The organism is Amycolatopsis sp. MtRt-6, assembly GCF_017308975.1.
Classification (GTDB): Bacteria; Actinomycetota; Actinomycetes; order Mycobacteriales; family Pseudonocardiaceae; genus Amycolatopsis.
Window position 1 is genome coordinate 224,680 of record NZ_JADWPD010000014.1, and the last position, 22,304, is coordinate 246,983.

Annotated in this window: 20 protein-coding genes; 4 read left to right on the forward strand and 16 right to left on the reverse strand. The window is 71.2% G+C overall.

All coding sequences use genetic code 11. The features are described from left to right. The first annotated feature begins 258 nt into the window (after nt 1-258). Nucleotides 259-1,542, forward strand: coding sequence for a CdaR family transcriptional regulator (locus tag I4Q55_RS24425; RefSeq protein ID WP_206790802.1), 1,284 nt, complete (start codon nt 259-261; stop codon nt 1,540-1,542). Nucleotides 1,543-1,546: 4 nt separating this feature from the next. Here the strand turns inward: I4Q55_RS24425 and I4Q55_RS24430 are convergent, their stop codons facing one another. From I4Q55_RS24430 to I4Q55_RS24440, 3 genes are all read right to left on the reverse strand, one after another. Beyond that, complete coding sequence (locus tag I4Q55_RS24430; protein WP_242546610.1) at nt 1,547-1,882, reverse strand: hypothetical protein; 336 nt, start codon at nt 1,880-1,882, stop codon at nt 1,547-1,549. A gap of 147 nt (nt 1,883-2,029) precedes the next feature. Next, nucleotides 2,030-3,457 carry a DUF6801 domain-containing protein gene (locus tag I4Q55_RS24435; protein ID WP_242546611.1) on the reverse strand — a complete coding sequence of 476 codons (1,428 nt, stop codon included), beginning with the start codon at nt 3,455-3,457 and terminating at the stop codon, nt 2,030-2,032. Nucleotides 3,458-3,544: 87 nt separating this feature from the next. Further along, complete coding sequence (locus tag I4Q55_RS24440) at nt 3,545-4,183, reverse strand: DUF6801 domain-containing protein (protein ID WP_206790803.1); 639 nt, start codon at nt 4,181-4,183, stop codon at nt 3,545-3,547. Between the two features lie 422 nt (nt 4,184-4,605). Between I4Q55_RS24440 and I4Q55_RS24445 the strand changes: the two genes are divergently transcribed. After that, nucleotides 4,606-5,502, forward strand: a complete 897-nt coding sequence (locus I4Q55_RS24445) for a hypothetical protein (protein WP_206790804.1) — start codon at nt 4,606-4,608, stop codon at nt 5,500-5,502. 38 nt (nt 5,503-5,540) lie between these two features. Here the strand turns inward: I4Q55_RS24445 and I4Q55_RS24450 are convergent, their stop codons facing one another. From I4Q55_RS24450 to I4Q55_RS24505, 12 genes are all read right to left on the reverse strand, one after another. Then, on the reverse strand, nt 5,541-6,185 hold the full coding sequence (locus I4Q55_RS24450) for a hypothetical protein (RefSeq protein WP_206790805.1): 645 nt from the start codon (nt 6,183-6,185) through the stop codon (nt 5,541-5,543). Nucleotides 6,186-6,252: 67 nt separating this feature from the next. After that, nucleotides 6,253-7,032 carry a hypothetical protein gene (locus I4Q55_RS24455; RefSeq protein WP_206790806.1) on the reverse strand — a complete coding sequence of 260 codons (780 nt, stop codon included), beginning with the start codon at nt 7,030-7,032 and terminating at the stop codon, nt 6,253-6,255. Continuing rightward, nucleotides 7,029-7,532, reverse strand: coding sequence for a hypothetical protein (locus I4Q55_RS24460; protein ID WP_206790807.1), 504 nt, complete (start codon nt 7,530-7,532; stop codon nt 7,029-7,031). Before I4Q55_RS24460 ends, I4Q55_RS24455 begins: the two co-directional genes overlap by 4 nt. Then, nucleotides 7,520-8,728: an MCE family protein gene (locus I4Q55_RS24465; protein WP_206790809.1), complete on the reverse strand. Its 1,209-nt coding sequence runs from the start codon at nt 8,726-8,728 to the stop codon at nt 7,520-7,522. The genes I4Q55_RS24460 and I4Q55_RS24465 overlap by 13 nt, the downstream gene beginning before the upstream one ends. Further along, on the reverse strand, nt 8,728-9,798 hold the full coding sequence (locus I4Q55_RS24470) for an MCE family protein (protein ID WP_206790851.1): 1,071 nt from the start codon (nt 9,796-9,798) through the stop codon (nt 8,728-8,730). The genes I4Q55_RS24465 and I4Q55_RS24470 overlap by 1 nt, the downstream gene beginning before the upstream one ends. 5 nt (nt 9,799-9,803) lie before the next feature. Next, entirely contained in the window at nt 9,804-10,838 is a 1,035-nt protein-coding gene (locus I4Q55_RS24475) for an MCE family protein (RefSeq protein WP_206790811.1), read from the reverse strand. Continuing rightward, the gene (locus I4Q55_RS24480) at nt 10,835-11,827 is read right to left on the reverse strand and encodes an MCE family protein (protein ID WP_206790814.1); all 993 of its coding nucleotides are present in this window, start codon (nt 11,825-11,827) and stop codon (nt 10,835-10,837) included. The genes I4Q55_RS24475 and I4Q55_RS24480 overlap by 4 nt, the downstream gene beginning before the upstream one ends. Then, nucleotides 11,824-12,828, reverse strand: coding sequence for an MCE family protein (locus tag I4Q55_RS24485; protein ID WP_206790816.1), 1,005 nt, complete (start codon nt 12,826-12,828; stop codon nt 11,824-11,826). The genes I4Q55_RS24480 and I4Q55_RS24485 overlap by 4 nt, the downstream gene beginning before the upstream one ends. Next, nucleotides 12,825-14,099 (reverse strand): MCE family protein, encoded by a 1,275-nt coding sequence (locus I4Q55_RS24490; RefSeq protein WP_206790817.1) that lies wholly within the window; start codon nt 14,097-14,099, stop codon nt 12,825-12,827. The genes I4Q55_RS24485 and I4Q55_RS24490 overlap by 4 nt, the downstream gene beginning before the upstream one ends. Continuing rightward, nucleotides 14,096-14,950, reverse strand: a complete 855-nt coding sequence (locus I4Q55_RS24495; RefSeq protein ID WP_206790819.1) for an ABC transporter permease — start codon at nt 14,948-14,950, stop codon at nt 14,096-14,098. Before I4Q55_RS24495 ends, I4Q55_RS24490 begins: the two co-directional genes overlap by 4 nt. Before the next feature lies 1 nt (nt 14,951). Continuing rightward, a complete protein-coding gene (locus I4Q55_RS24500) occupies nt 14,952-15,746 on the reverse strand; it encodes an ABC transporter permease (protein WP_206790821.1) in 795 nt (264 codons plus the stop codon). 367 nt (nt 15,747-16,113) lie between these two features. After that, nucleotides 16,114-17,106, reverse strand: a complete 993-nt coding sequence (locus tag I4Q55_RS24505) for an LLM class flavin-dependent oxidoreductase (RefSeq protein WP_206790823.1) — start codon at nt 17,104-17,106, stop codon at nt 16,114-16,116. A gap of 207 nt (nt 17,107-17,313) precedes the next feature. Here I4Q55_RS24505 and I4Q55_RS24510 point away from each other — a divergent pair, with 207 nt between their 5' ends. Beyond that, the gene (locus I4Q55_RS24510; RefSeq protein WP_206790853.1) at nt 17,314-21,081 is read left to right on the forward strand and encodes a hypothetical protein; all 3,768 of its coding nucleotides are present in this window, start codon (nt 17,314-17,316) and stop codon (nt 21,079-21,081) included. Between the two features lie 168 nt (nt 21,082-21,249). Here the strand turns inward: I4Q55_RS24510 and I4Q55_RS24515 are convergent, their stop codons facing one another. Further along, entirely contained in the window at nt 21,250-21,654 is a 405-nt protein-coding gene (locus tag I4Q55_RS24515; protein WP_206790825.1) for a nuclear transport factor 2 family protein, read from the reverse strand. A 77-nt stretch (nt 21,655-21,731) separates the two neighbouring features. On the opposite strand from I4Q55_RS24515, the gene I4Q55_RS24520 reads away from it, so the two are divergent. Next, nucleotides 21,732-22,172, forward strand: coding sequence for a MarR family winged helix-turn-helix transcriptional regulator (locus tag I4Q55_RS24520; protein WP_206790827.1), 441 nt, complete (start codon nt 21,732-21,734; stop codon nt 22,170-22,172). The last annotated feature ends 132 nt before the right edge of the window (nt 22,173-22,304 follow it).

The window sequence follows — 22,304 nt, forward strand, 5'->3', positions numbered from 1 at the left end:
CCGCAGCGCGGCCGGGTCGTTGAGGGTTCGTCCGTTCGTACGCACGTGAACGTGCAGTCGGCGGGATACCTGTCAGCTGATCGCAGCCAAGCCGCAGAAAATTGTCACGACAATGACAACAAATCGGTTTTCCTTCACGGGTGTGACACGTTTGGCGTTAGTTTTTCGATGTGTCGGTTGTCACCCCGCAACAGGCGCGGGGTGCCCGGCCGCGGGGTGCCCGCGACCGGAGTCCCGGGGCGGAGCGAAGGAGCTGCGATGTCGGTGGAGCGCGGATTCGATCACGCTGCGCCGCCACCCACCGCCGCACTACCGCGCAAGCTGGCCGACATCCTGCGGCCGGAACTGGCGAGTCTCGCTGCTGAAATCGTCGAAGAAATCCGCGCGACCATCCCGGCGTACGCGCGTCCGCTCGACGGGCCGTACGGCAAGTCGATCCGGGCCGGCGTCGAATACGCGATCACGCTGTTCGTCGCGCAGATCGCCGATCCCACGGTGTCGAAGGAACAGTCCCACGAGGTGCACCACCGGCTGGGGCAGAACGAAATGCGCGAAGGCCGCAGCCTCGACACGCTGCAGTCGGCCTACCGCGTCGGCGCGCGGGTGTCGTGGCGGCGCATCATGCGCGTCGGACGGCGCAGCGGCCTTTCCTCGGCGGTGATGTCCCAGCTGGCCGACGCGATGCTGGCGTTCATGGACGAGCTGGCGTCCGTCGCGCTCGACGGCTACCTGGAGGCGAAGGCGCGCACGGCGGGCGCGCTGGACACCTGGCGCCGCAAGCTGCTCCACCTGATCCTCGAGACGCCGCCGGCGTCCCCGAAAGCGATTGCCGAGCTGGCCCAGCTGATCGGCTGGCCGGTGCCCTCGGACGCGACGCCGGTGGCGATCTGCCCGACCGGCGGTGTGGCCCCGGCCCGGCGGCACGCGGGCCTGGACGCGGACGTCCTCGCCGAGCTCGACACACCCGACCCGAAACTGGTCGTCCCCGGCGAGCTCAGCAGCGCCCGGCTGGCGGCCCTGCAGGTGGCGCTGCCGGACTGCCGCCTGTCGATCGGCCCGTGCGTCCCGCTGGCCTCGGTCGCGGATTCCCTGCGCTGGGCCCGCAACGCCCTGCAGCTGGCCGAGCGCGGCGTCCTGGCGGCGCGCCCGGTGCTGCGCGCGGAGGAACACCTGGCGACGCTGCTGGTCAACTCCGACACGGGCTTGGTGGGCACGCTGCGGCACCGGTTGTTCGCGCCGCTGGCGGACATGACGGGCAAGCAGCAGGAGCGGCTCCTGGAGACGCTGCGGGCGTGGCTGGACAGCCAGGGCAACGTGGTGGAGATCGCGGAGCGCCTGGGTGTCCACCCGCAGACGGTCCGCTACCGCATGCGCCAGCTGCAGGCAACGTTCGGCGACAGCCTGAAGGACCCGGCGGCGCGGTTCGAGATGGAGCTGGCGCTGCGCGCCGGGGCGGCGCCGCTGCCGCTGCGGTACCCGGTGAGCGACCTGCTCCCGGCACCGCGAGCGGGCGGCTCGCATCCACAGTGGACTCCGCGGTAGCCCGTCAGGTCACCGGCAGAACTGGCGTGAACGTGGTGTTCTGTGCCGGACTGGTCACCTCGAGGGTGCAGTTCATCGTCCACGGCATCCAGGTGTTGTCGGGAGCCCGGTGGAACTGCAGCGCCAGGGAGAACGGCGTGCCCATGCGGAACGCGACTACGCCGGGGTTGGCCGCGGTGAACGACTGGGCGCCGCCGGAGAACTCGATCCACCCGTCGAGCGGGGGCCAGAGCTGCTCCGGGATGACGGCGCCGGTGCTCGCGGCCGGGGCGGCGTTCGTCGCGGTCACCGGAATCATCCCGCTACCGCGGACGCCGTCGTAGCCGAGGACCCGCAGCACGCTGCGCGCGAATGTGGACCACGCCGGGAGGCGAACCGAACGTCGTGTCCGCCCACGCCGGGCCGGCGGTTCCGGCGAGGGCGAGGACGGTCGCGGCGGCCGTCGTCAGGAAACGGCGGATGTTCCTGTGCCGCTCCAGGATGCGCCTCAGTTCGGGTTCTTCGCGACCGCCTTCTTCGCCGCGCCTTCCGAGCCCGGCGCGGGCGGGAGCGTGTCGGGCGGGCAGTTGGTGTGGTCGGGCTCGGTGCAGCCGTTCAGGTTGTAGGTGTCGATGAAGGCCTGGTTGCCCCAGCCCGTGCTCATGCCGCTGAGCAGCGGGGTCAGGTCCTGGCCGGCGAAGCCGCAGTCGCGGAAGGGCGGCAGGTAGAAGCCCTTCACCGGATCGGTCCGGACGTGGCCGGTGGTGAACGGGTCGTAGCGACCGGTGATCTCCAGCGACACCGGCTCCTTCGTCACGCATCCGGGGCCGAGTTCGAGCGGGACGCCGTTGATCTTCGCGCCGCTCAGCTTGCCCATCACCTTCAGTTCGGTGCGCAGGTTCGTGTAGCCCTCGTCGTCGGTGAACAGCCCGCCGCCGACTTCGATCATCTTGCTGTTCTGCCAGTCGACCGGCAGGAACTCGACGGTCGCGGTCACCGGCACGAATCCGAAGCCGAGGAACGAGGTGGTCGCCGGCTTGAACACCGCCGACCCGGAGACCCGGGAGGCACCGGTGTCGATGTCCACCGTGAAGAACGCGTTGACCAGGAGGGCGGGGTCGGCGACGACGGTCGCGCCCAGCCTCGCGACGGTCGACTTCGTCATGATGGTGATGAGGCCGAGCGGCACGGTGTACTCGTTCGGCGGCGGCTCGTCCTCCAGCGCGGCCGCCGCGCCGAGACCGGCCTTCTGCTCCGCACCCGGCTTCGGCGCCGGCATGACGAGGACCGTGCCCAGCGTCGCTTTCTGATCGGGATCGAGGGTGCACGCGATCGGCGGCGCCGGCGGTGCGGCAGCGGACGCGTCGGGGGTGGCCGGCGCGTCGGCCGCGGGCACGGCGGCCAGCGCGAGTTTCGGCGCGGTGACGTCGAAGGAGACGGCGCCGACGGTGTTGATCGCGATCTCCGGCACGGTGCCGGTGGCGGTGAGGGTGACGTCGCCGGTTTCCGGCAGGGGCGTCGGTGCCACGGTGAGGGCGACCGGGATCCGGTCCGAACGCTCGCCCTGGTGCACGGTGAGGTCGAGCTGCACCGCGCCCTGCAGCGAACCGGCGGTGGCGCCGGCGGGCAGGAGCGACAGCGCGACGTCGCGGGGGAGGCCGAACTGCGCGGAGTACTTGCCGATCGTCGCCGACGTACCGGTCTTCGCCTGGCCGGGCAGGGTCGCCGACGTTTCGACGGTGAGCTTGCGCGGGCCGAGCGGATCGGCGAAGGGACAGGTCACCGAGACCGACGCCGACGCCGCCTTCTCCGGCGGGGCCGTGGGCGCGGGGGCGGCCGAGCCGACGCCGGTCAGTGCCCCGTTCGCCGCGGACAGCAGGCCGGCGGCCGCCAGCGCGGTCACCGTGACGGAGCGGGGCCGGAGTCGACGTGGCATCGGTTTCCCTGTGTGTTCTCGGTGGTGCAGAAGACGCCGAACCCGGTACGGGCCCTCTCGCGAGGAGGCCCGCACCGGGAACCGGCGTCAGCTGACGGTGATGCTCGGGCTGAACGCGGTGTTCTGCGCCGGGTTGGTGACCTTGAGGGTGCAGGTCATCGACCACGGCGTCCAGGTGTTGTTCGCCTTCTTGTGGAACTCCAGCGCCGCCGTGACCGTGGTGCCCATCGACAGCGTGTCGGTGCCCGCCGCCGCCGGCGCGGTGTAGGTCGGGACGGTGGACGTCGCGACCTGCGAGATGTTCACCGTGATCGGGCCGCCGGCCGGGTAGATGACCTCCGGGATGTTCAGGCCGGTGGCCGCCGGCTGCGACAGGGTGCCCGACGCCGCCGTCACCGGCACCGTGGCGGTGCCGCGGATGCCGTCGTAGCCGACCGCGGTGAGCAGCGCGTGGACACCGGCGCTGATCGTTGCGGAGCCGCCCACGTTGGCCGGGGTGAGGGTGCCGCCGGCCGCGACGGTGTCCTCGGCGTCCAGGTGCGCGGTGACGAGGACCGGCTGCGGCGTGACACCGGGGAAGGTGCAGGTGTAGGTCAGGGGCGTGGTGCCGCCGGCGGTGTAGGTGACCGTGGCGGCGGCCGCGGTGCCCGCGGTCAGCACCGCGATGGCGCCGATGGCGGTAGCGGTGGTCGCGATTCCGGCGGACAGCCTGCTGAGTCGGGACATACCCATCTCCTTTGATTCAGTACAGTCTCGGCTTTGGCTGATCGATTGCTCGCCGTCGTTGCTCTCCGATCACGTTCGCCCGCCCCCATTGCCCCGAGCGGCGGGACGTGAATTCACCGACGTGCGAGGTGGAGGTCCATCTGCCGGGAATGAGGCTACTCGCGGGTTCAGTACGGAACAAGACTTTGTGGCATCGTCAGTCCGCCGCACCGGATCGGCTCGGGTTTCTTGTTCGCCTCCGCGCAGGACCGACGGCGGTTTCATCGGATTTTGACAAAGAACCACCGCGTGGCCGAACCGCCCCGGGAACGGTCTACCATTCACGATCTTGCCGAAGCAATCAGGGATAACGAAACGGGAGAAAGGAGGCTACCGTGCCACTTACTTCACGTTGTGAACGGGTATCGCTCAGGGGAGCCGTATTGACGGTCTCGGCGGCGATGGCCCTGTCACTCTGCGCGTCGCCGGCGTCCGCGGCCACCGCCGGCGGCGTGATCGGCTGGGGGAAGCAGGACTTCGGCGTCGTCGTTCCTCCGACGGCGGCGTTGTCCGGGGTCACCGCCGTGTCGGCGGGCTCCACGACCGTGCTCGCGTTGAAGGGCGGGGCGGTCCTCGCGTGGGGGGCGAACAACTGGGGCGCCAACCAAGTGCCCGCCGCGGCGTTGTCCGGGGTCAGCCGGATCGCGTCGGGCTGGGGGCACGAACTCGCCCTCAAGAACGGCGCGGTGCTGGCCTGGGGCAACGACTGGTACGGCCAGACCGACCTGCCCGCCTCGGTGACCAGCGGCGTCACGGAGATCGCGACGTCCTACATGCACAGCCTGGCCCTCAAGCAGAACGGGCAGGTCGTGAGCTGGGGCAGCCGGACCGACGTGCCGGCGGCCGCGCAGTCCGGCGTGACCGCGATCGCGGCCGGTTCCGACCACAACCTGGTGATCAAGAACGGCGGCGTGCTGGCGTGGGGGAACAGCGCCTACGGGCAGGCGACCGTGCCGGCGGGCCTTTCGTCGGGCGTCACCGCGGTGTCCGCCGGAGCCCAGCACAGCCTGGCCCTGAAGGACGGCCGCGTCTACGCGTGGGGCCGCAACAACTACGGCCAGGCGACCGTCCCGCCGGAGGCCTTGTCGGACGTCGTGGCGATCGACGCCGGGGCCAACCACAACCTGGCCGTCAAGGCCAACGGCGACATCATCGCGTGGGGGTCGAACCTCGTCGAGGAGACGGCCTCGTACCTGCTCCCGTGCGGGCCGATCTTCGGCATCTCGGCGGGGGAGAACGACAGCTTCGCGCTGAAGGAGAACCCCAGCGCGCCGTGCTGAGCGGGCGGGTGGCGGGCAGGCGCCCGCCACCCGTCGCGTCAGCTCACCGGGTTGGGCGTCAGGGTGAGCGCAATCGTGTTACCCGGCCCCGAAATCATCGCGCCGAGGGCGATGTCGGCGATCCAGCAGTTGGTGAACTCCGGGATCGCGTAGTCGGCTGTCACCGTGATCGGCGAGAAGATGTCGATGTCCTTCGCCACCAGGTTCAGCTCGACCGGGGTCTTCGTCTTGCAGGAGCCCGGCACCGTGGGCAGCGGGATGACCGGTGCGAGCAGACCGACCCAGATGTTGCTGATCTCCATGTTGGCCTTGGCATGCGTGGTCAGCGTGGCGTCGGCCAGGGTGCCGGTGGCCGGGCCGAGCGGGATCACCTTCACCGTCGCCTTGATCTTGAACAGACCCGAGACCAGGGAGATGTTCGCCTGTGACGGCGGCAGGCTCAGGTTGGCGCTCAGGCCGACTTCGCCGGTTTCGTCGTTGACGAGCAGGTTTCCGGCCAGGGTGCCGGGGCCGAGCGCCATGGCGCTGCCGGTCTTCTTCACCACCGTGCTGCCGGTCACCGCGTAGGAGACCGGGAACTCGATGATCTCGGCCGCCGCCGGGGTCGCGGTGACCAGGGTCATCGCCACGGTCGCCGCCGAACCGAGCACGGCGAGTCTCTTGATTCGCGTTGCAACGGACATACTTGTTCTCCCTTGCGATTTTCACTCCGGTTTCCGGGTGCTCCCGGGAACCGTCAGTACGCGTCGGTCAGCGCGGTTCGAGCTCGGTGACGACCCAGCCGTCGCCGGTGCGTTCCGCGGTCACGGAAAGCTGCGCGGCGGCGCTGTCGGTCGCATTGTTGTCGGCCCGGACGGCTGATTGGTCGAGAAAGACGAGTAACTTCGCGTGACCATTCCGCAGGTCCTGCACGGCGATCGCGGAAACGCGCGAAGTGAGGACGAGTTTCTGAGCCGGTGCTTTCTCCCGCACCTGGGCGAAGAGCTTGTCGTAGGAATCCTTGGCGGTACCGCGCAACACCGCCGCGGCGGCCTTTTCGGTGACGTCGGTCCGGTCGTAGGAATACGAGAAGATCCGGTTCATCGCGAGAGTGACGGCGGAGGTGACATCGGCGGTGGCGCCGACATCGGTGAGCGCCTGGTTGGCGGCGGCGGGGTTGGCCGCGGCGGAGCGGGCTTCCAGGGTGAACCAGACGCCGGCCCCGGTGAGGACGACGGCGACGGCGAGGAGGAGCACGGGCAGGCGGCGCCAGGCGGGCCGCGGCTCGGCGGGGGAGGATTCGACGGCGGGCCCGGCCGCGTCGGTTTCGGCGGCTTCGCCCTCGGTCGCGTGATCGGGTTCGGCTGGGCCGGTTTCGGCGGCTTCGCCCTCGGTCGCGCGAGCGGGTTCGGCCGCGTCGGTTTCGGGCGGGGCCGGGTCGCGCTCCGCGGTGGCGGTCGGCTCGCCGGTGGTGCCGGTTGCCGCGCTGCCGGCTTCGGCGGCTGCTTCGGCTTCGGCCGGCTCGTCCACGGCCGTCTTCGCGCGGCTCATCGGGCCCCCACCGGCAGCTGGTCCAGCGCACTCAGCTTCCACCCGTCGGCCGTCCGGCTCAGCGCCGCCGCGAAGCGGTTGCGTTTGATCGCCGGGGCCGTTCCCTGCTTCGCCATCGTGATCTCCACCGAGGCCAGCATCTTCGCCGTGCCCGCGTGTTCGTCCAGCTCGCTCAGCGCCGCGTCCAGCACGCGGCCCGTCGCCACCGTCGCGTTCTCCGCCAGCGTCTTCTTCGTCTTGTCGTCCGTGCGGGCCAGCTGGTCGTGCAGCGGGCCCGTCGAGGCCGACAGCCACTTGCCCAAGCCGCCGTCGACGTCGTGGTAGTCCAACGTGTTCAGCTGGGCCACCAGCGTGCGGCCGGTCGCCAGTGCCTCGTCGCGCGCCACCCCGTACGTCACCGAAGGCGAATGGGCCGTCGAGTACCACTCGTACCCCGACCAGCCCGCGAACACGGCCGCCGAGGCCGCCAGCACCACCGAAGCCACCTTCACCGCAGCCACAGCATCTCCTCGAGGCTCGTCGCCGTCGCCTGGGTGCCGAGCCCGAGCGGGCTCGTCAGGCCGCCCGGCAGCACCGGGGCCGGGACCGGCGGGTGCGGGGCGTTCTGCGTGCCGCGCACCGAGCTCTCGCTCCCGTACGGCAGCGTGCACGCCGCGTCGGTTTCGAACGGCAACGGTGTCAGGTCCGAGCTCGGCCGGTGCGGTGTTCCCTCGTAGCCCTGCAGGCACGGCGGAGGGTCGTCGAAGTTCAGCACCAGCCCCATCCGCAGCGCGTCGCCGCTGTCGTTCAGCGCCGAACCCACCGCCGCCACCGCCTTCGGCGTCTGGGACAGGAACTGCTCCTCCGCCGCGGTGCGGGTGCCGAACACCCGGGCCGTCGTCAGCAGGTTGGCCAGCAGGATCGGCAGGCCCGGGTCGTTCTCCTTCAGCAGGCCACCCAACTCGGACGCCGCCGGCGGGGCGGCCGCGATCAGCCGCCGCAGGTCGCCGTCGGAGCTCGCCAGCTGCTGGGCGAACACCTTGGCGTTGCTGCTGAACGACCGCCACGCCCCGGAGGAGCCGATCTGGGTGCGCAGCACCGTCGCGCCGTCGTCGATCAGCTTCGATGTCTGCGGCAGGTGGGTGCTCGCCTCCTGGGTGAACGTCGTCGCCGAGTCCATCAGCGTCTGCAGGTCCGGGCCCGTGCCGCGCAGCGCGTCGTCGAGCTCGTTCACCACCGTGCGCAGGTCCTGGGTCGGCACCGAGGCGGTGAACGAGTCCAGGTCCGTCAGCAGGTTGTTCACCGGCAGCGGCAGCGTCGTCGACTCGCGCCGGATCACCGAGTTGCCGTCGAGGTAGGGCGCGTCGGCCGTGCGCGGCTGCAGGTCGACGTACTGCTCGCCGACGGCCGAGCGGTTCGCCACCACGGCCTGCGAGTCGGCCGGGATGGGCGGGGCCCCGTCGTCGATCAGCAGGTCCGCCTCCATCCCGGTTACGGTGAGCCGCAGTTCGCCGACCCGGCCGACGGCGACACCGCGGTAGGTCACCTCGCCGTTGGTGAAGAGGCCGCCGCCTTCGGCGAGCTCGAGCTTCACCGTGTAGCTACCGGACCCGAACAGCCGGCCCAGCCCGGCGTAGTTGGCACCGACGAACGCCGTCGTCGCGAGCGCGATCACGACGAACAGGACGACCTGGACGCGTACTCTTCGGCTCAGCATCAGCTGCCTCCGGAGACCCGGGTCCCGCTGCTCGGCAGCGGGAGCGTCGGCAGGCCCGGCGGGACACCTTCGCCGGGCGGGGGCAGCGGCACACCCGGTGCCGGGATCATCGAGACGTAGGCGTTGATGTAGTCACCCTTCACCGCGCCGAGCACCGAGTCCGGGAACGGGAACGTCGGCAGCATCTGCAGCGACTGCGGCAGGTTCTCCCCGGCCGCGGCCAGCTGCTCCAGGATCGGGGCGAGCGCGCGCAGGTCGGCGACCATGTCGTCGCGGCTGCGTTCGACGACGTCGGTCGCCACCGTGCCGAGCCGGTCCAGCGCCTGCAGCATCGACACCAGCTGCGTGCGCTGCTCGGAAAGCGTCTTCAGCCCCGGCGTCAGGTCGGTCAGCGCGCCGGAGATCTGCTCGTGGCGGTTCGCCAGCGTGGCCGAGAGCCGGTTCAGCCCGTCGAGGGCTTCGGTGATGTCCGTGCGGTGCGCGTCCAGGTCGGTCACCAGGGTGTTCACCCCGGACAGGAACGACCGGATCTGCTCTTCGTTGCCGTCCATCACCTTCGACAGTTCCCGGTTGATCGTCTGCAGCTGCCCGATCCCGCCGCCGTTGAGCAGGAGGGAAAGGGCGCCGAAGATCTCTTCGAACTCGGGGTTGCGGTTGGTCCGGTCCAGGGTGATCGTGGCGCCGTTCGCCAGCCGGGCGGTCCCGGCGGGTTTCGCGTCGCCGTCCGGTGGGGCCAGCTCGACGAACTTCTCGCCGAGCAGGCTGGACTGGCGCAGCCGCGCGACCGCGTTCGCGGGCAGCACGACGTCGCCGTTGACCTCCAGGACCGTTTCGGCCGTCCAGCCGTCCCCGCCGAGCCGGACTTCCCGCACGCGCCCGACCGGGACGTCCCCGACCTTCACCGCGGCCTGCGGCACCAGGTCGAGCACGTCGGCGAACTGCACGGTCACCGAGTACGGGTGGTCGCCGACGTCGGCGCCCCCGGGCAGGGGCAGGTCGTAGACGCCCTTGAACTCACCTGACGAGCAGCCTGCGAGGGTCAGGCACCCGACGGCCACGACGGCGGCGATCCGCTTCACCGGCCTCCTCCGTTCGTGTAGACGTCGCCGGTGACCGGCAACGGCAGCGGCTGGAGGTAGTAGTCGTAGTTGCCGCGGCCGAGCAGCCGGCCGGTGGCCGGGTCGACCGCGTTGAGCACGTTGGTCACCGCGAGCGGGACGGCGTCGAGCGTGCCCGCCAGCGATTCGCGCTGCTCGACGAGCGTGCGCGTGGTCGTCACCAGGTTGTCCACATTGGCCTTGAGCGCGCCGCGGTTGTCCCGGATGAACACCTGGACGTCGGCGAGTGCGCGGCCGAGGCCTTCGAGCGCCTTGGCCAGGTCGCCGCTGCTCTCGGCGAGGGTGCCGGAGATCTGCGCCAGCTGCTGGTTGACGGTGCTCACCTGGCTGTCGTTGGTGGCCAGCATGGTGGTGAACTGCTGCAGCTCGTCGACCGTGCCGAACAGGTCGCTCGAGTTGCCGGCCAGCGTGCGGGCCAGCTGCGCGAAGTTGCGGACGCTGTCGTTGAACGCGCGGCCGTTGCCCTGCAGCGTCTGCGCGCCGGTCTTCAGCAGGTCCGACAGCGCGCCCTGGGCGTTGGCGCCGTTCGGGCCGAGCGCCTTCGAGATCGTGTCGAGGCTGGCGTAGAGCTGGTCGAGCTCCACCGGGGTGGCCGTCCGCTGGAGCGGGATCGTCGCGCCGTCCGGCAGCCGCGGCCCGCCGCGGGCCGGCTTGGCGAACTGCAGGTAGCGGTCGGCGACGACGCTGGGCGCGATCACCAGCAGCGTGGTGTCCTCGGCGACGCCGACCGAGCCGTCGACGCTCATGTCCACCTGCACCTGGTCGCCCCGCGGGGTGACCTTGTCGACCTGGCCGATCTTGACGCCGAGCACGCGGACGTCCGAGCCGGGGTAGACGCCGACCGCGCGGGTGAAGAACGCCGTGACGTGGTGCTGGCCGTTGCCGGCGAACACCCACCACAGCGCCGCCGAAACGACGAGGGCGAGCAGCAGGGCGGCGGCGACGAAACGGCTCGCCAGGACGCCGGCGCGGGTGGTGGTCAACGCGCTCACTTGGCCCCTCCCGGGTTCGGCGGCGGGGTGCAGGGGTCGTGGTTCTCGGGCAGCAGCCCGCAGAGGTAGGCGTCGATCCAGCGGCCGTTGCCGGTCGTGTTGGTCAGCACCCGGAAGTACGGCCCGGCCAGCTGCAGGCCCTTGGTGAGGTTGTCGTTCTGCCGCTTGAGCAGGTCGGTGACCTGGTTGAGCGACTGCAGGGCCGGCTTGAGCGCGTCGGCGTTGTCCCGCACCAGCCCGCTGAGCTGATCGGCCAGCCGCGCGGAGCCGTCGAGCAGGTCCCGGATGGCGTCGCGGCGGCTGTTCAGCTCGGTGAGCAGCAGGTTGCCGTCGCCGATCAGTTTCTCGAAGTCGTCGTTCGAGTTCGCCAGCGTCGTGGTCAGCTTCCGCGCGTTGGCCAGCAGCTCGGCGATCTGGCTGTCGCGGCTGGAGACCGTCTTCGACAGCTGGGACAGCCCGTCGAGCGCGCTGCGGACGTGCTCGGGGGAGTTGCGGAAGGTGTCCGACAACGTGGTGAAGCTGTCCGCGAGCTGCTTGGTGTCGATCGCGCCCACGGTGTCGGCGAGGCCGTTGAAGGCGTCGGTGACGTCGTAGGGCGTGACCGTCCGGGTCCGCGGGATGGGCCGGGCCGGGTCCTGGACGTCGTCGCCGGTGGGGTTCAGCGCGAGGAACTTGCGGCCCAGCAACGTCTTGATCTTGATCTCGGCCGACGTGCGGTCGCCGACCCAGGCGTTCTTGACCCGGAAGGACACGAGGACGTGGTCGTCGGCCAGCCGCACGGTCCGGACCTCGCCGACCTTGATGCCGGCGATCCGGACCTCGTCGTCCGGCTGCAGGCCGGCGGCCTCGGAGAACTCGGCCTCGTACGTGGTGCCGCCGCCGACGACCGGCAGGTTGTCGTAGTTCAGCGTCACGGTCAGCACGGCGGCCAGCGCGACACTGCCGATCACGCCGAGGGCGATCGGGTTGCGCTCCTTGAAGGACTTCACGATTCGCACCTCTGCGTGGGGACGAACACGCCGCGCGGGGGCGTGGTTTCGAGCGTGGCGCGGCAGAGGAAGAAGTTCATCCAGGAGCCGTAGGAGGCGGTCCGGGCGATTTCGTTGAACTTCACCGGCAGGTTGGTCAGGAAACTGTCCACATCGGACTGGTTCTGGGCCAGCGTGCCCGCGACGTCCTTCAGGCCGGCGATGCTGTCCTTCAGCGGCGGGCGGGCCTGCTCGAACAGCCCGGCGGTGGACTCGGTCAGCGCGCCGATGCCGCTGATGGCGTCGCCGATCGCGGCGCGGTCGCCCGCCAGCCCGGAGACCAGCTGCCGCAGGGTGGACACGAGGTTCGTCAGCGCGTCGCCCTTGCCGTTGACCGTCTTGAGCACTTCGTTGAGGTTGCCGATCACCTCACCGATCACCTTGTCGCGCCCGGCGAGGGTGGTGGTCAGCGAACCGGTGTGCTGCAACAGGCTTTCGACGGTGCCGCCTTCGCCCTGCAGCACCTGGACGATCTCGCCGGAGAGCTCGTTGACGTCGTTCGGCGACAGCGCCTGGAACAGCGGCTTGAAGCCGTTGAAGAGGTCGGTGAGGTCCAGCGCGGGTGTCGTGCGGTCCAGCGGGATCTCGGCGCCTTCCGGCAGCTGCTCCCGGGTGGCGGTGTTGCCGCGTTCGAGGGCGACGTACCGCTGGCCGACCATGTTGCGGTACTTAATGACCGCGCGGACGTCGGCGGGGAGCCGGCGGCCCTGGTCGAGGGAGAACCCGACCACGGCCCGGTTGCGGTCGCCGATCTCGAGCGACTCGACCTGGCCGACGCGGACCCCGGAGATGCGCACGTCGTCGCCGACGTTGAGCGAGGTGGCGTCGAGGAACTTGGCGGTGTAGCGCTTGCCGGCGCCGACGCCGGAGTTCGTGATGGAGATCGCGAGCAGTGCCGTCGCGAGGGCCGTGACGGCGATGAAGACGAGGCTCTTGATCAGCGGGGCGGCGATGTTCCTCACTTGAGCGTCACCTCCGTGCCGCGGAAGAGCGGTCCGACGAGCACGCTGCTCCAGGCCGGGACTTCGGCCGTCGGCGTCCCGATCGACGGCGCCACCAGCGTGGCCAGCAGCTGCTGCTCCTGCGGCGAGTTCGCGAGCCCGAGGTCGCCCTGGCCGCCGGTGAGCAGGGGGTGCCCGGTGGTGCCCGGCGCCGCCGCGGCGGTGCCGACCGTCGGGGAGACGCCGGAGGGGTAGCACCGCGGCTCGCCGCCGCCGGTGAAGCGCGGGTCGTCCCGGCCGGGCAGGTACTTGCCGCTGTCGGGGACGACCGCGGTCTCGGCGTGCACGCTCGGTTCGTTCGTGCCCGCGCCGAGCACCTTGTCCATGGATTTCCTCAGTGCGTTGAGCGAGCCGATCGTGCAGGCGAAGCTGGGGGAGTACTTTGCCGCGATCTCCAGCGGCGCGCGGCTGTCGGCGGCCAGGGAGATGAGGTTGTCCCGGTTGTTGGCCAGGAACGTGGTGACCTCCTGGGACGACGAGGTGACCTGCTGGTACACCCCGGCCAGGTCGGCTTCCTTCTCCTTGACCGTGTTCAGCGTGACGGCGGAGTCGGTGAGCGCGTCGAGGAGGTCGGGCGCGATGTCGCCGTAGAGGTTCGAGACCGTCGCGAGGTCGCGCAGGTCGGCGGTCAGCTGCGGCAGGTTCGGGTTGAAGTCCTTCAGGTAGGTCGCGGCGGTGTCGATGGTCTTCCCGAGCTGCTCGCCGCGTCCCTCCAGGGCCGTCGACACCGCGGTCAGCGTCGTCGCCAGCTTCTGCGGCTGGACCGCCTGCAGGACCGGCAGCAGGTTGTCGAAGACCCGTTCCAGCTCGACCGCGTTGGCCGAGCGGTCCTGCTCGATGACGTCGCCGGCGACCAGGTGCGGGGCCCGTTCACCGTCCGGGATGGACAGCTGGACGTACCGCTCGCCGAACAGCGTCTTCGGCACGAGCAGCGCGGAGACGTTGCGCGGCAGCATGTCCACTCTGTCCGGTTCGAGAGCAAGCGCTATCTCGGCGCCCTGCGGCGTCGCCCGGACCTCGCGGATCTCGCCGACCAGCACGCCCCGGGCCTTGACCTGGCCGCCCGGGGAGAGCTGGTTGCCGATCCGGCTCGCCTTGAGCGTCACCGGGACCGTGGTGACGAAGTCCTTGTCGTACACCTTGACCGAGAGCGTCACCAGCACGCCCATCACCGCGAGGAACAGCACGCCCGCGGTGCGGACCCCGGCCTTCCGTCGGGTTTCGCGTCTCATCCGGCCACCTGCACGGTCGTCGTCGCGCCCCAGATCGCCAGGGACAGGAAGAAGTCGAGGACACTGATCGCGACGATCGCGGTCCGCACCGCGCGGCCCACCGCGACCCCGACGCCGGCCGGGCCCCCGCTCGCGCGGAAGCCGTAGTAGCAGTGCGCCAGGACCACCACGACGCTGAACACCAGGACCTTCCCGAACGACCACAGCACGTCGCCGGGTGGCAGGAACAGCAGGAAGTAGTGGTCGTAGGTGCCCGCGGACTGGCCGAAGAACCACACGGTGACCTGCCGCGAGGCGAGGTAGCTCGACAGCAGCCCGATCGCGTAGAGCGGGATGACGGCGAGGAAGCCGGCGATCACCCGGGTCGTCACCAGGTACGGGACGCTCGGGATGCCCATGACCTCGAGGGCGTCGATCTCCTCGGAGATCCGCATCGCGCCGAGCTGCGCGGTGAAGCCGCAGCCGACGGTGGCGCTCAGCGCGAGGCCGGAGACGAGCGGCGCGATCTCGCGGGTGTTGAAGTAGGCGGAGACGAACCCGGCGAACGCCGACGTCCCGACCTGGTTCAGCGCGGAGTAGCCCTGGAGGCCGACGACCGTGCCGGTGGCCACGGTCATCCCGATCATCACGCCGATCGTGCCGCCGATGACGGCCAGCGCGCCGCTGCCGAAGCTGACCTCGGCCAGCAGCCGGACGACCTCGCGCAGGTAGCGGTGCAGGGCCCGCGGGGTCCAGGCGATCGCGCGGAGGAAGAAGAGGATCTGGTCGCCGAGGGTGTCGAGGAAGCCGAACCGGCGGTCGACGGCCTCGCGCACGCGGGTGGCGCGGGTGGTGACTTCCGTCGTCGTCACTTCAGCTCCCCTTGGGCGGAACGAGTTGCAGGTAGACGGTGGTGAGGATCAGGTTCAGCACGAACAGCAGCAGGAACGTGATGACCACGGACTGGTTGACCGCGTCGCCGACGCCCTTCGGGCCGCCCTTGGGGTTGAGGCCGCGGTAGGAGGCGACGACCCCGGCGACGAAGCCGAAGATCAGGGCCTTGATCTCGCTGATCCACAGGTCGGGCAGCTGGGCCAGCGCCGAGAAGCTGGCCAGGTAGGCGCCCGGGGTGCCGTTCTGCATGACGACGTTGAAGAAGTAGCCGCCGAGCACGCCGACGACGCTGACCATGCCGTTGAGGAACACCGCGACCCCCATCGCGGCGAGCACCCGCGGCACGATGAGCCGCTGGACCGGCGAGACGCCGAGCACCTCCATCGCGTCGATCTCTTCGCGGATGGTGCGGGAGCCGAGGTCGGCGCACATCGCGCTGCCGCCCGCGCCGGCGATGAGCAGCGCCGTGACGATCGGGCTGGCCTGCTGGATGATCGCGAGCACGCTCGCCGCGCCGGTGAACGACTGGGCGCCGATCTGCGTGGTCAGCGAGCCGATGTGCAGCGCGATCACCGCGCCGAACGGGATCGAGACCAGCGCCGTCGGCAGGATCGACACGCTCGCGATGAACCAGAACTGCTGGATCAGCTCCCGCACCTGGAACGGGCGGCGGAACGTCAGCCGGACGACGTCGAGGCCGAGCCCGTAGAGCCGTCCGGTCTGCCGCAGTGCGGCGGCCCCGGGGAACGACGGCGTCGTCGTCCGTTCGGCCATTCGTGTGCCTCCAGCGGTTTCGGCGGCACGACGAATACGCCCGAGAAGACTAAAGGGAAATGGTCCGAACGGGGTAACAATTGTCGGCCATTCACGGTCTCGGGGGCACCGTGCCGTTTCCTACTGGTCGGTACGCTAACGACGGCCTTGCTGGGAGACAAGAACTTGAGCAGGATCACGCGGTCACGGGCTGGTAACCCCACATTTCTTGTCCGGCACTGACAAACGGACCCGATCTTGTTGTCAGCGGAGGAAAAGAAACTTCCCTCCCGGCTGCCCTCGGGCTTGACAAGCTACCCCGTTTTGTCAATTAAGGCGGACCGGAACGGCCGGCTCGGGTACGCGAACCGACCGTCCCGGGGGTGTGTCAGGACTTGAGGGCGGCGAGGAGCTCGTAGGAGCGGACGCGGTCGGCGTGGCCGTGGACCATCGTGGTGACCATCAGCTCATCCGCGCCGGTGTCGGCCAGGAGCTGCTCGAGTCCCTTTTGGACCGTTTCCGGCGAGCCGACGACGCTGGAGCCGAAGCGCTCGGCCAGGAACGCGCGGTCCATCTCGGTGTACGGGTACTCCGCGGCCTCTTCCGGCGTCGGCAGCGCGATCGGGCGGCCGCGGCGGAGGCTGAGGAACGTCAGCCCGGACGGGCCGGCGAGGAACCGGGCGCGCTCGTCCGTTTCGGCGGCGACCACGGACACGCCGAGCATCACGTACGGCTCGTCGAGCACGCCGGGCCGGAAGTTCTCGCGGTACAGCTGCACGGCCGGGATGGTGTTCTCGGCGGCGAAGTGGTGGGCGAAGGAGAACGGCAGCCCGAGCCGGCCGGCGAGCTGGGCGCTGAAGCCGCTCGAGCCGAGCAGCCAGACCGGCGGCTGGTTGCCCTCGGCGACCACGGCGTTGACGCCGCGTGCCTCCGAATGGGTGAAGTAGCCGATCAGCTCCTGCAGGTGCTCCGGGAAGTTCTCGGCGGACAGCCCGCCCGGGCCGCGCAGCGCCAGCGCCGTCCGCTGGTCGGTGCCGGGCGCCCGGCCGATGCCGAGGTCGATGCGGCCCGGGTGGAACGCCTCCAGGGTGCCGAACTGCTCGGCGACGACCAGCGGCGCGTGGTTGGGCAGCATGATCCCGCCCGACCCGACGCGGATCCGCTCGGTGGCGTCGGCGACGTGCCCGATCAGCACGACCGTGGCCGAGCTGGCGATGCCGGGCATGTTGTGGTGCTCGGCCAGCCAGTAGCGGTGGTAGCCCAGCCGCTCCGCGGCACGGGCGAGGTCCAGGGTGTTGCGCAGCGTCTCGCCGACGGTGTTCCCCTCCGACACGGGGGACAGGTCGAGCACGGACAGCGGCACGTCAGGCAGTGAGCTCACAACCGGGGTCAACGCCCCGGTGCCGTCATTGCTTCCCGCCGGGCCCGCGCGCGGGCGGGCGGCTGTGACGATCTTCACGCGCGGGCCCGGCGACGCGGGCGCGAACATCGGCGGCCGGATTCCCGCGCCTGATCCCGCGTGATTGGCTACGGTGGGCAAATCGGAAAATGAGAAACAGGAGGACGGGTGCCGCGTCCCGAGCGACCCTTGGATCCCGGGGACGATCTGCTGATCGAATTCGCCGCGGATCTCCGGCGTTTGCGCGAGAGCGCCGGGAATCCGACCTACCGTGAGCTCGGCCGGCGTGCGCACTACTCGGCCGGGACGCTGTCGGAAGCCGCCGGCGGGCGGAAACTCCCCAGCTTGGCGGTCACCCTGGCCTACGTCCGGGCCTGTGGCGGGGTGCCGGGGGAATGGGAGGAACGCTGGCACGCCGTCGCCGAAGAGTCCCGCGGCGAGGGTGCCGATTCACCGCCCGAGCCGGAATCCGGGGAAATTCCGCCGTACGTCGGGCTGGCCGCTTTCGGTCCCGCCGACGCGGGCCGATTCTTCGGGCGGGAACGGCTCGTCGAGAAACTTGTCGAACGGCTCGGGCGGCAACGCTTTCTGGCCGTCCTCGGCGCGTCCGGCTCGGGGAAGTCGTCCCTGCTGCGCGCCGGCCTGCTGCCGTCGGTGAAGGGGCCGGCGATGCTGCTGACGCCGGGGCCGCGCCCGCTGCAGGAGTGCGCGGTCAAGTTCGCCGCCGCGCTCGGCGTCGCGCCCGGCGCCCTGCTCGACGACTTCGCCGCGCACCCGCGCAACCTCGGGCTCGCCGCCCGCCAGCTGGCCGACGGCGGCGACGAGGACTTCGTGCTGGTCGTCGACCAGTTCGAGGAGGTCTTCACCCTCTGTCAGGACGACCAGGAACGCGCCCGGTTCCTCGACGCGCTCGTCACCGCGACCACCGAGCCGGGCAGCCGCACCCGGGTGGTGCTCGGCATCCGCACCGACTTCTACACCCACTGCGCGCGGCACGCGGAGCTCGCCGAGGCCATGCAGGACGCCCAGGTCCTGGTCGGCCCGATGACGACCGAGGAGCTCCGGCAGGCGATCACGCGGCCGGCCATCGACGCCGGGTACCGCGTCGAGAACGCCCTGGTCTCCCGGCTCGTCGCGGACGCCACCGGCCAGCCCGGCGTGCTGCCGCTGCTTTCGCACGCGCTGCTGGAGACGTGGCGGCGGCGCCGCGGCACCACGCTGACCCTCGCCGGGTACGAGTCGACCGGCGGCATCGAGCGGGCCATCGCGCAGACGTCCGAGGGCACCTACGGGAAGCTCTCCCTGCGCCAGCAGCGGCTGGCCCGGCAGATCTTCCTCCGCATGACCGCGCTCGGTGAGGGCACCGAAGACACCAAGCGGCGCATCGGCCGCGCCGAGCTCGACACCGACGACGACACCGCCGTCGTGCTCGGCGAGCTGGCGGCGGCCCGGCTCGTCACGCTCGACGACACCGGCATCGAGATCACCCACGAAGCCCTCATCCGCGGCTGGCCGCGGCTGCGCGAGTGGCTCACCGAAGACCGGGAAGGCCTGCGCGTCCACCGCCAGCTCACCGACGCGACCGACGCCTGGGAGTCCGTCGACTCCGACCCCGGGTGGCTCTACCGCGGCACCCGGCTGGCCATCGCCCGGGAGTGGGCCGCGCGCCAGGACTCCGCGCTGTCCCAGCGCGAACGCCGGTTCCTCGACGCGAGCCTCGCCGTCGAGCACGCCGAGCAGGAACGCGACCGCCGCCGCACCCGCCGCCTGCGTCAGCTGGTCGCGCTGCTCGCGGTGCTGCTGGTCGTCGCCGTGGCCGCCACCGCCTACGCCGTCCGCGCCGAGACCACCGCCACCAGGCAGCGCAACGACGCGCTGGCGCAGAAGGTGGCCGGGCAGGCACTGGCCATGCGCGCCACCAACCCCGCGCTGGCCGCGCAGCTCGCGCTCGCCGCGTACCGCCTGGACCCGGGGTCCGAGGAGCGCAGCGGCCTGCTCGGCATGTTCGGGTCGCCGTACGCGACCCGGCTGATGGGACACACCGGCCGCGTCAACACCGTCGCCCTCCGCCCGGACGGGCGGGTCGTCGCCACGGCCAGCTGGGACGGCACGGCCCGGCTCTGGGACGTCCACGACCCGCACCACCCGGTACCGCTGGGCGTGCTCGCCGGGCACAAGGGCAACGTCAACAACGTCGCCTTCGCCGCCGACGGCCGGACCGTCGCCACCGCGGGCTTCGACGGCACCGTCCGCGTCTGGGACGTCTCGGACCCGGCGCGGCCGGGGCCCGGCACGGTGATCGAGCAGCACGAAGGCAGGGCGTACGCGGTCGCGTTCAGCCCGGCCGGGCCGCTGCTGGCGACCGCCGACGTCAAGGGCACGATCCGGCTGTACGACACCACCGGCCCCGCCCGTCCACGCCCCGCGGGGGAGCTGACCGGCCACACCTCCTACGTCAACAACCTCGCCTTCGGCGGCGACGGACGGCTGCTCGCCTCGGCGTCGGCCGACAAGACCGCCCGCGTCTGGGATGTCGTTTCGCGGCGTCAGCTCGGCGTCGCGGCCGGGCACACCGACGTCGTGCACTCCGTCGCGTTCCGCCCCGGCGCGCCCGTCCTCGCCACGGCGAGCCAGGACCAGACCGCGCGGCTGTGGGACGTCACCGACCCGGCCAACCCGGCGCAGCTGGCGTCGCTGACGGCCCACAAGGCGACGGTGCGCTCGGTGGCGTTCACCGCCGACGGGCGCACGCTCGCCACCACCGGTTTCGACCGCACGGCCCGGCTGTGGGACGTCGCCGACCCGCGGCAGCCGCGCGAGCTGCCGTCGTTGCCCGGGCACACCGGCGCGGTCGTCTCCGCGGTGTTCACCCGCGACGGCCGCACCCTCGCCACGGCCAGCGACGACCAGTCCGCCCGGCTCTGGGACCTGCCCGGCCCCGCCATCCCGGCGCACACGGCCCAGACGTGCCACGTCGCCTTCGGCCCGGGTGGCAAGCTGCTGGCCTCCGGCGGCTACGACGAGACGGTGCGGCTGCACGACCTCACCGAACCGCGCGCGCCGCGGGCGCTGGCCACGATCGGCGGGTTCGGCAACGCGGTCTGCGGCGTCGCCGTCAGCCCGGACGGCCGCACCCTGGCCACCGGCAGCTGGGACCACACGATGACGCTGCGGGACATCACCGACCCGGTCCACCCCGGGCCGCCGGTGGTGTTCAACCGGCTGCACGACGACATCGACGCGGTCGTCTTCAGCCCGGACGGCAAGCTGCTCGCCACCGCGGGCGACGGCCACACGGCCCGGCTGTGGGACCTGACCGACCGCCTGCGGCCGGTCGAGATCGCGAAGCTCGAGGGCCACGACGACGACGTCCACGCCATCGCCTTCAGCCCCGACGGCCGGACACTGGCCACCGCGGGCTGGGACCACACGGCGCGGCTCTGGGACATCTCGGCGCCCCGGGCCCCGCGGCCGCTCGCGAAGCTGGCGGGGCACACCGACACGATCTTCTCGATCGCCTACAGCCCGGACGGCAGGCGCGTGGCCACGGCGAGCGCCGACCGCATGGTGCGGCTCTGGGACGTCACCGACCCGGCGCGCGTACCGCCGCCGGCGGTGCTGGCCGGCCACACGGACGTGGCGATGTCGGTGTCCTTCGGCGGCGACGGCCGGACGCTGGCGTCGGGCAGCTACGACCGGACCGTGCGGCTGTGGGACGTGGCCTCGGCGACGCCGTACGCGGTCCTGCCCGAGCAACGCGACCGCGTCTACGCCGCGCAGTACGCCCCGAACGGCCACACGCTGGCGGGCGCGGTCGCGGACGGCACGGTGCGGTTCTGGGAGGCCGACCCCGGCCGGGCGGCGGAGCGGATCTGCGCGGCGGTGTCGCCCAAGATCAGCGAGACTGAGTGGAGCGAGAGCTTCCCGGACCTCGATTTCACCCCGCCCTGCCCCTGACCGGTTGTTCGGCGTTGTTGTTCGGTGCGCGAGCGCGGACACCGAACAACCCGGATCGACTAGACATGCCCTCGGACGATGCGTCCCACGACGTTATTTCACCGGGGGTCTGAAGGGCTCCTTCGAGGGCACGGGAACCCGCCTCCCCCCGCCCCGCGAAGGGGCCCTTCAGCATTTTTCCTCCCGGGTCCAGGCGAGCGCGGCGGTCATCTCCCCGAACCGCCACCCGGCAGGCGTCCGCACGGCGGCGCAGGTGACGCGCAGCCCGCTGCTCCGGTGCGGCGGCTCGCCGTCGCGGAAGAAGCAGACCAGCTGGTTGGCGGTGGCCTTCGCGTGGTCGCCGTCGAGGTCGACCAGCACGTCCCCGTGCACGTGCTGGGTGCGGACGCCGGGGACTTCGCTGCGCTTCAGGAAGGCGGTCACTTGGTCGAGGCCGTGCATCTCCCCGCGCGGCGAACGCGCGACGACGTCGGGGGTGTAGACGTCGCCGGCGTCGTCGTGGCGGCACTCGTCCAGCATGTTCGCGAGGCGGGCGAAGAGGTCGGCGATCTCGAGGCGGTCGGCGGTGGACATCGGTTCTCCTTAGTGTTGGTGACACCAACACTACCGGCAGAGTATTGGTGTCACCAACACTATTAGAGTGGGTCCGCATGGAGGAGATTCCCGAGCGCCTGACGGCGAAGCCGAGCTGGCTGGTCACGCAGCTGGCCGTGCACGTCCGCCGCCTGGTGTCCGACGGGTTCGCCGCGGCCGGGGCGCGCGGGTACCACTACCGCATCCTGGCCGCGCTGCACGAGTTCGGGCCGTCGAGCCAGGCCGAGCTCGGCCGCCGCGGCCGCGTCGACCGCAGTGACGTCGTCGCGGCCGTCGGCGAGCTGGCCGAGCTGGGGTACGTCGAGCGCGCCCCGGACCCGGAGCACGGGCGCCGCAACCGGATCACGCTCACTGACGCCGGCCGAGGGCAGCTGCGGCGCATGGACGAGGTGCTCGACCGGGTGCAGGACGAGCTGCTCGCACCGCTGGCCGGCGAGGACCGGCGGACGCTGGCGCGCTTGCTCCGCCAGGTCCTCGCCCACCACGAGGGGACCTGAAAGCACCCCAATGGGGTTGTTTCATCGTGGTTTGTGCTGGTCAGGTCGGGTTGAGGGGGTGTGGTAGTGCTCAAGCGGGGCCTGGCCGGGCGTTGTCGCGGACGTTCTGTTCGTGCTGGGTGAGCACGAGCA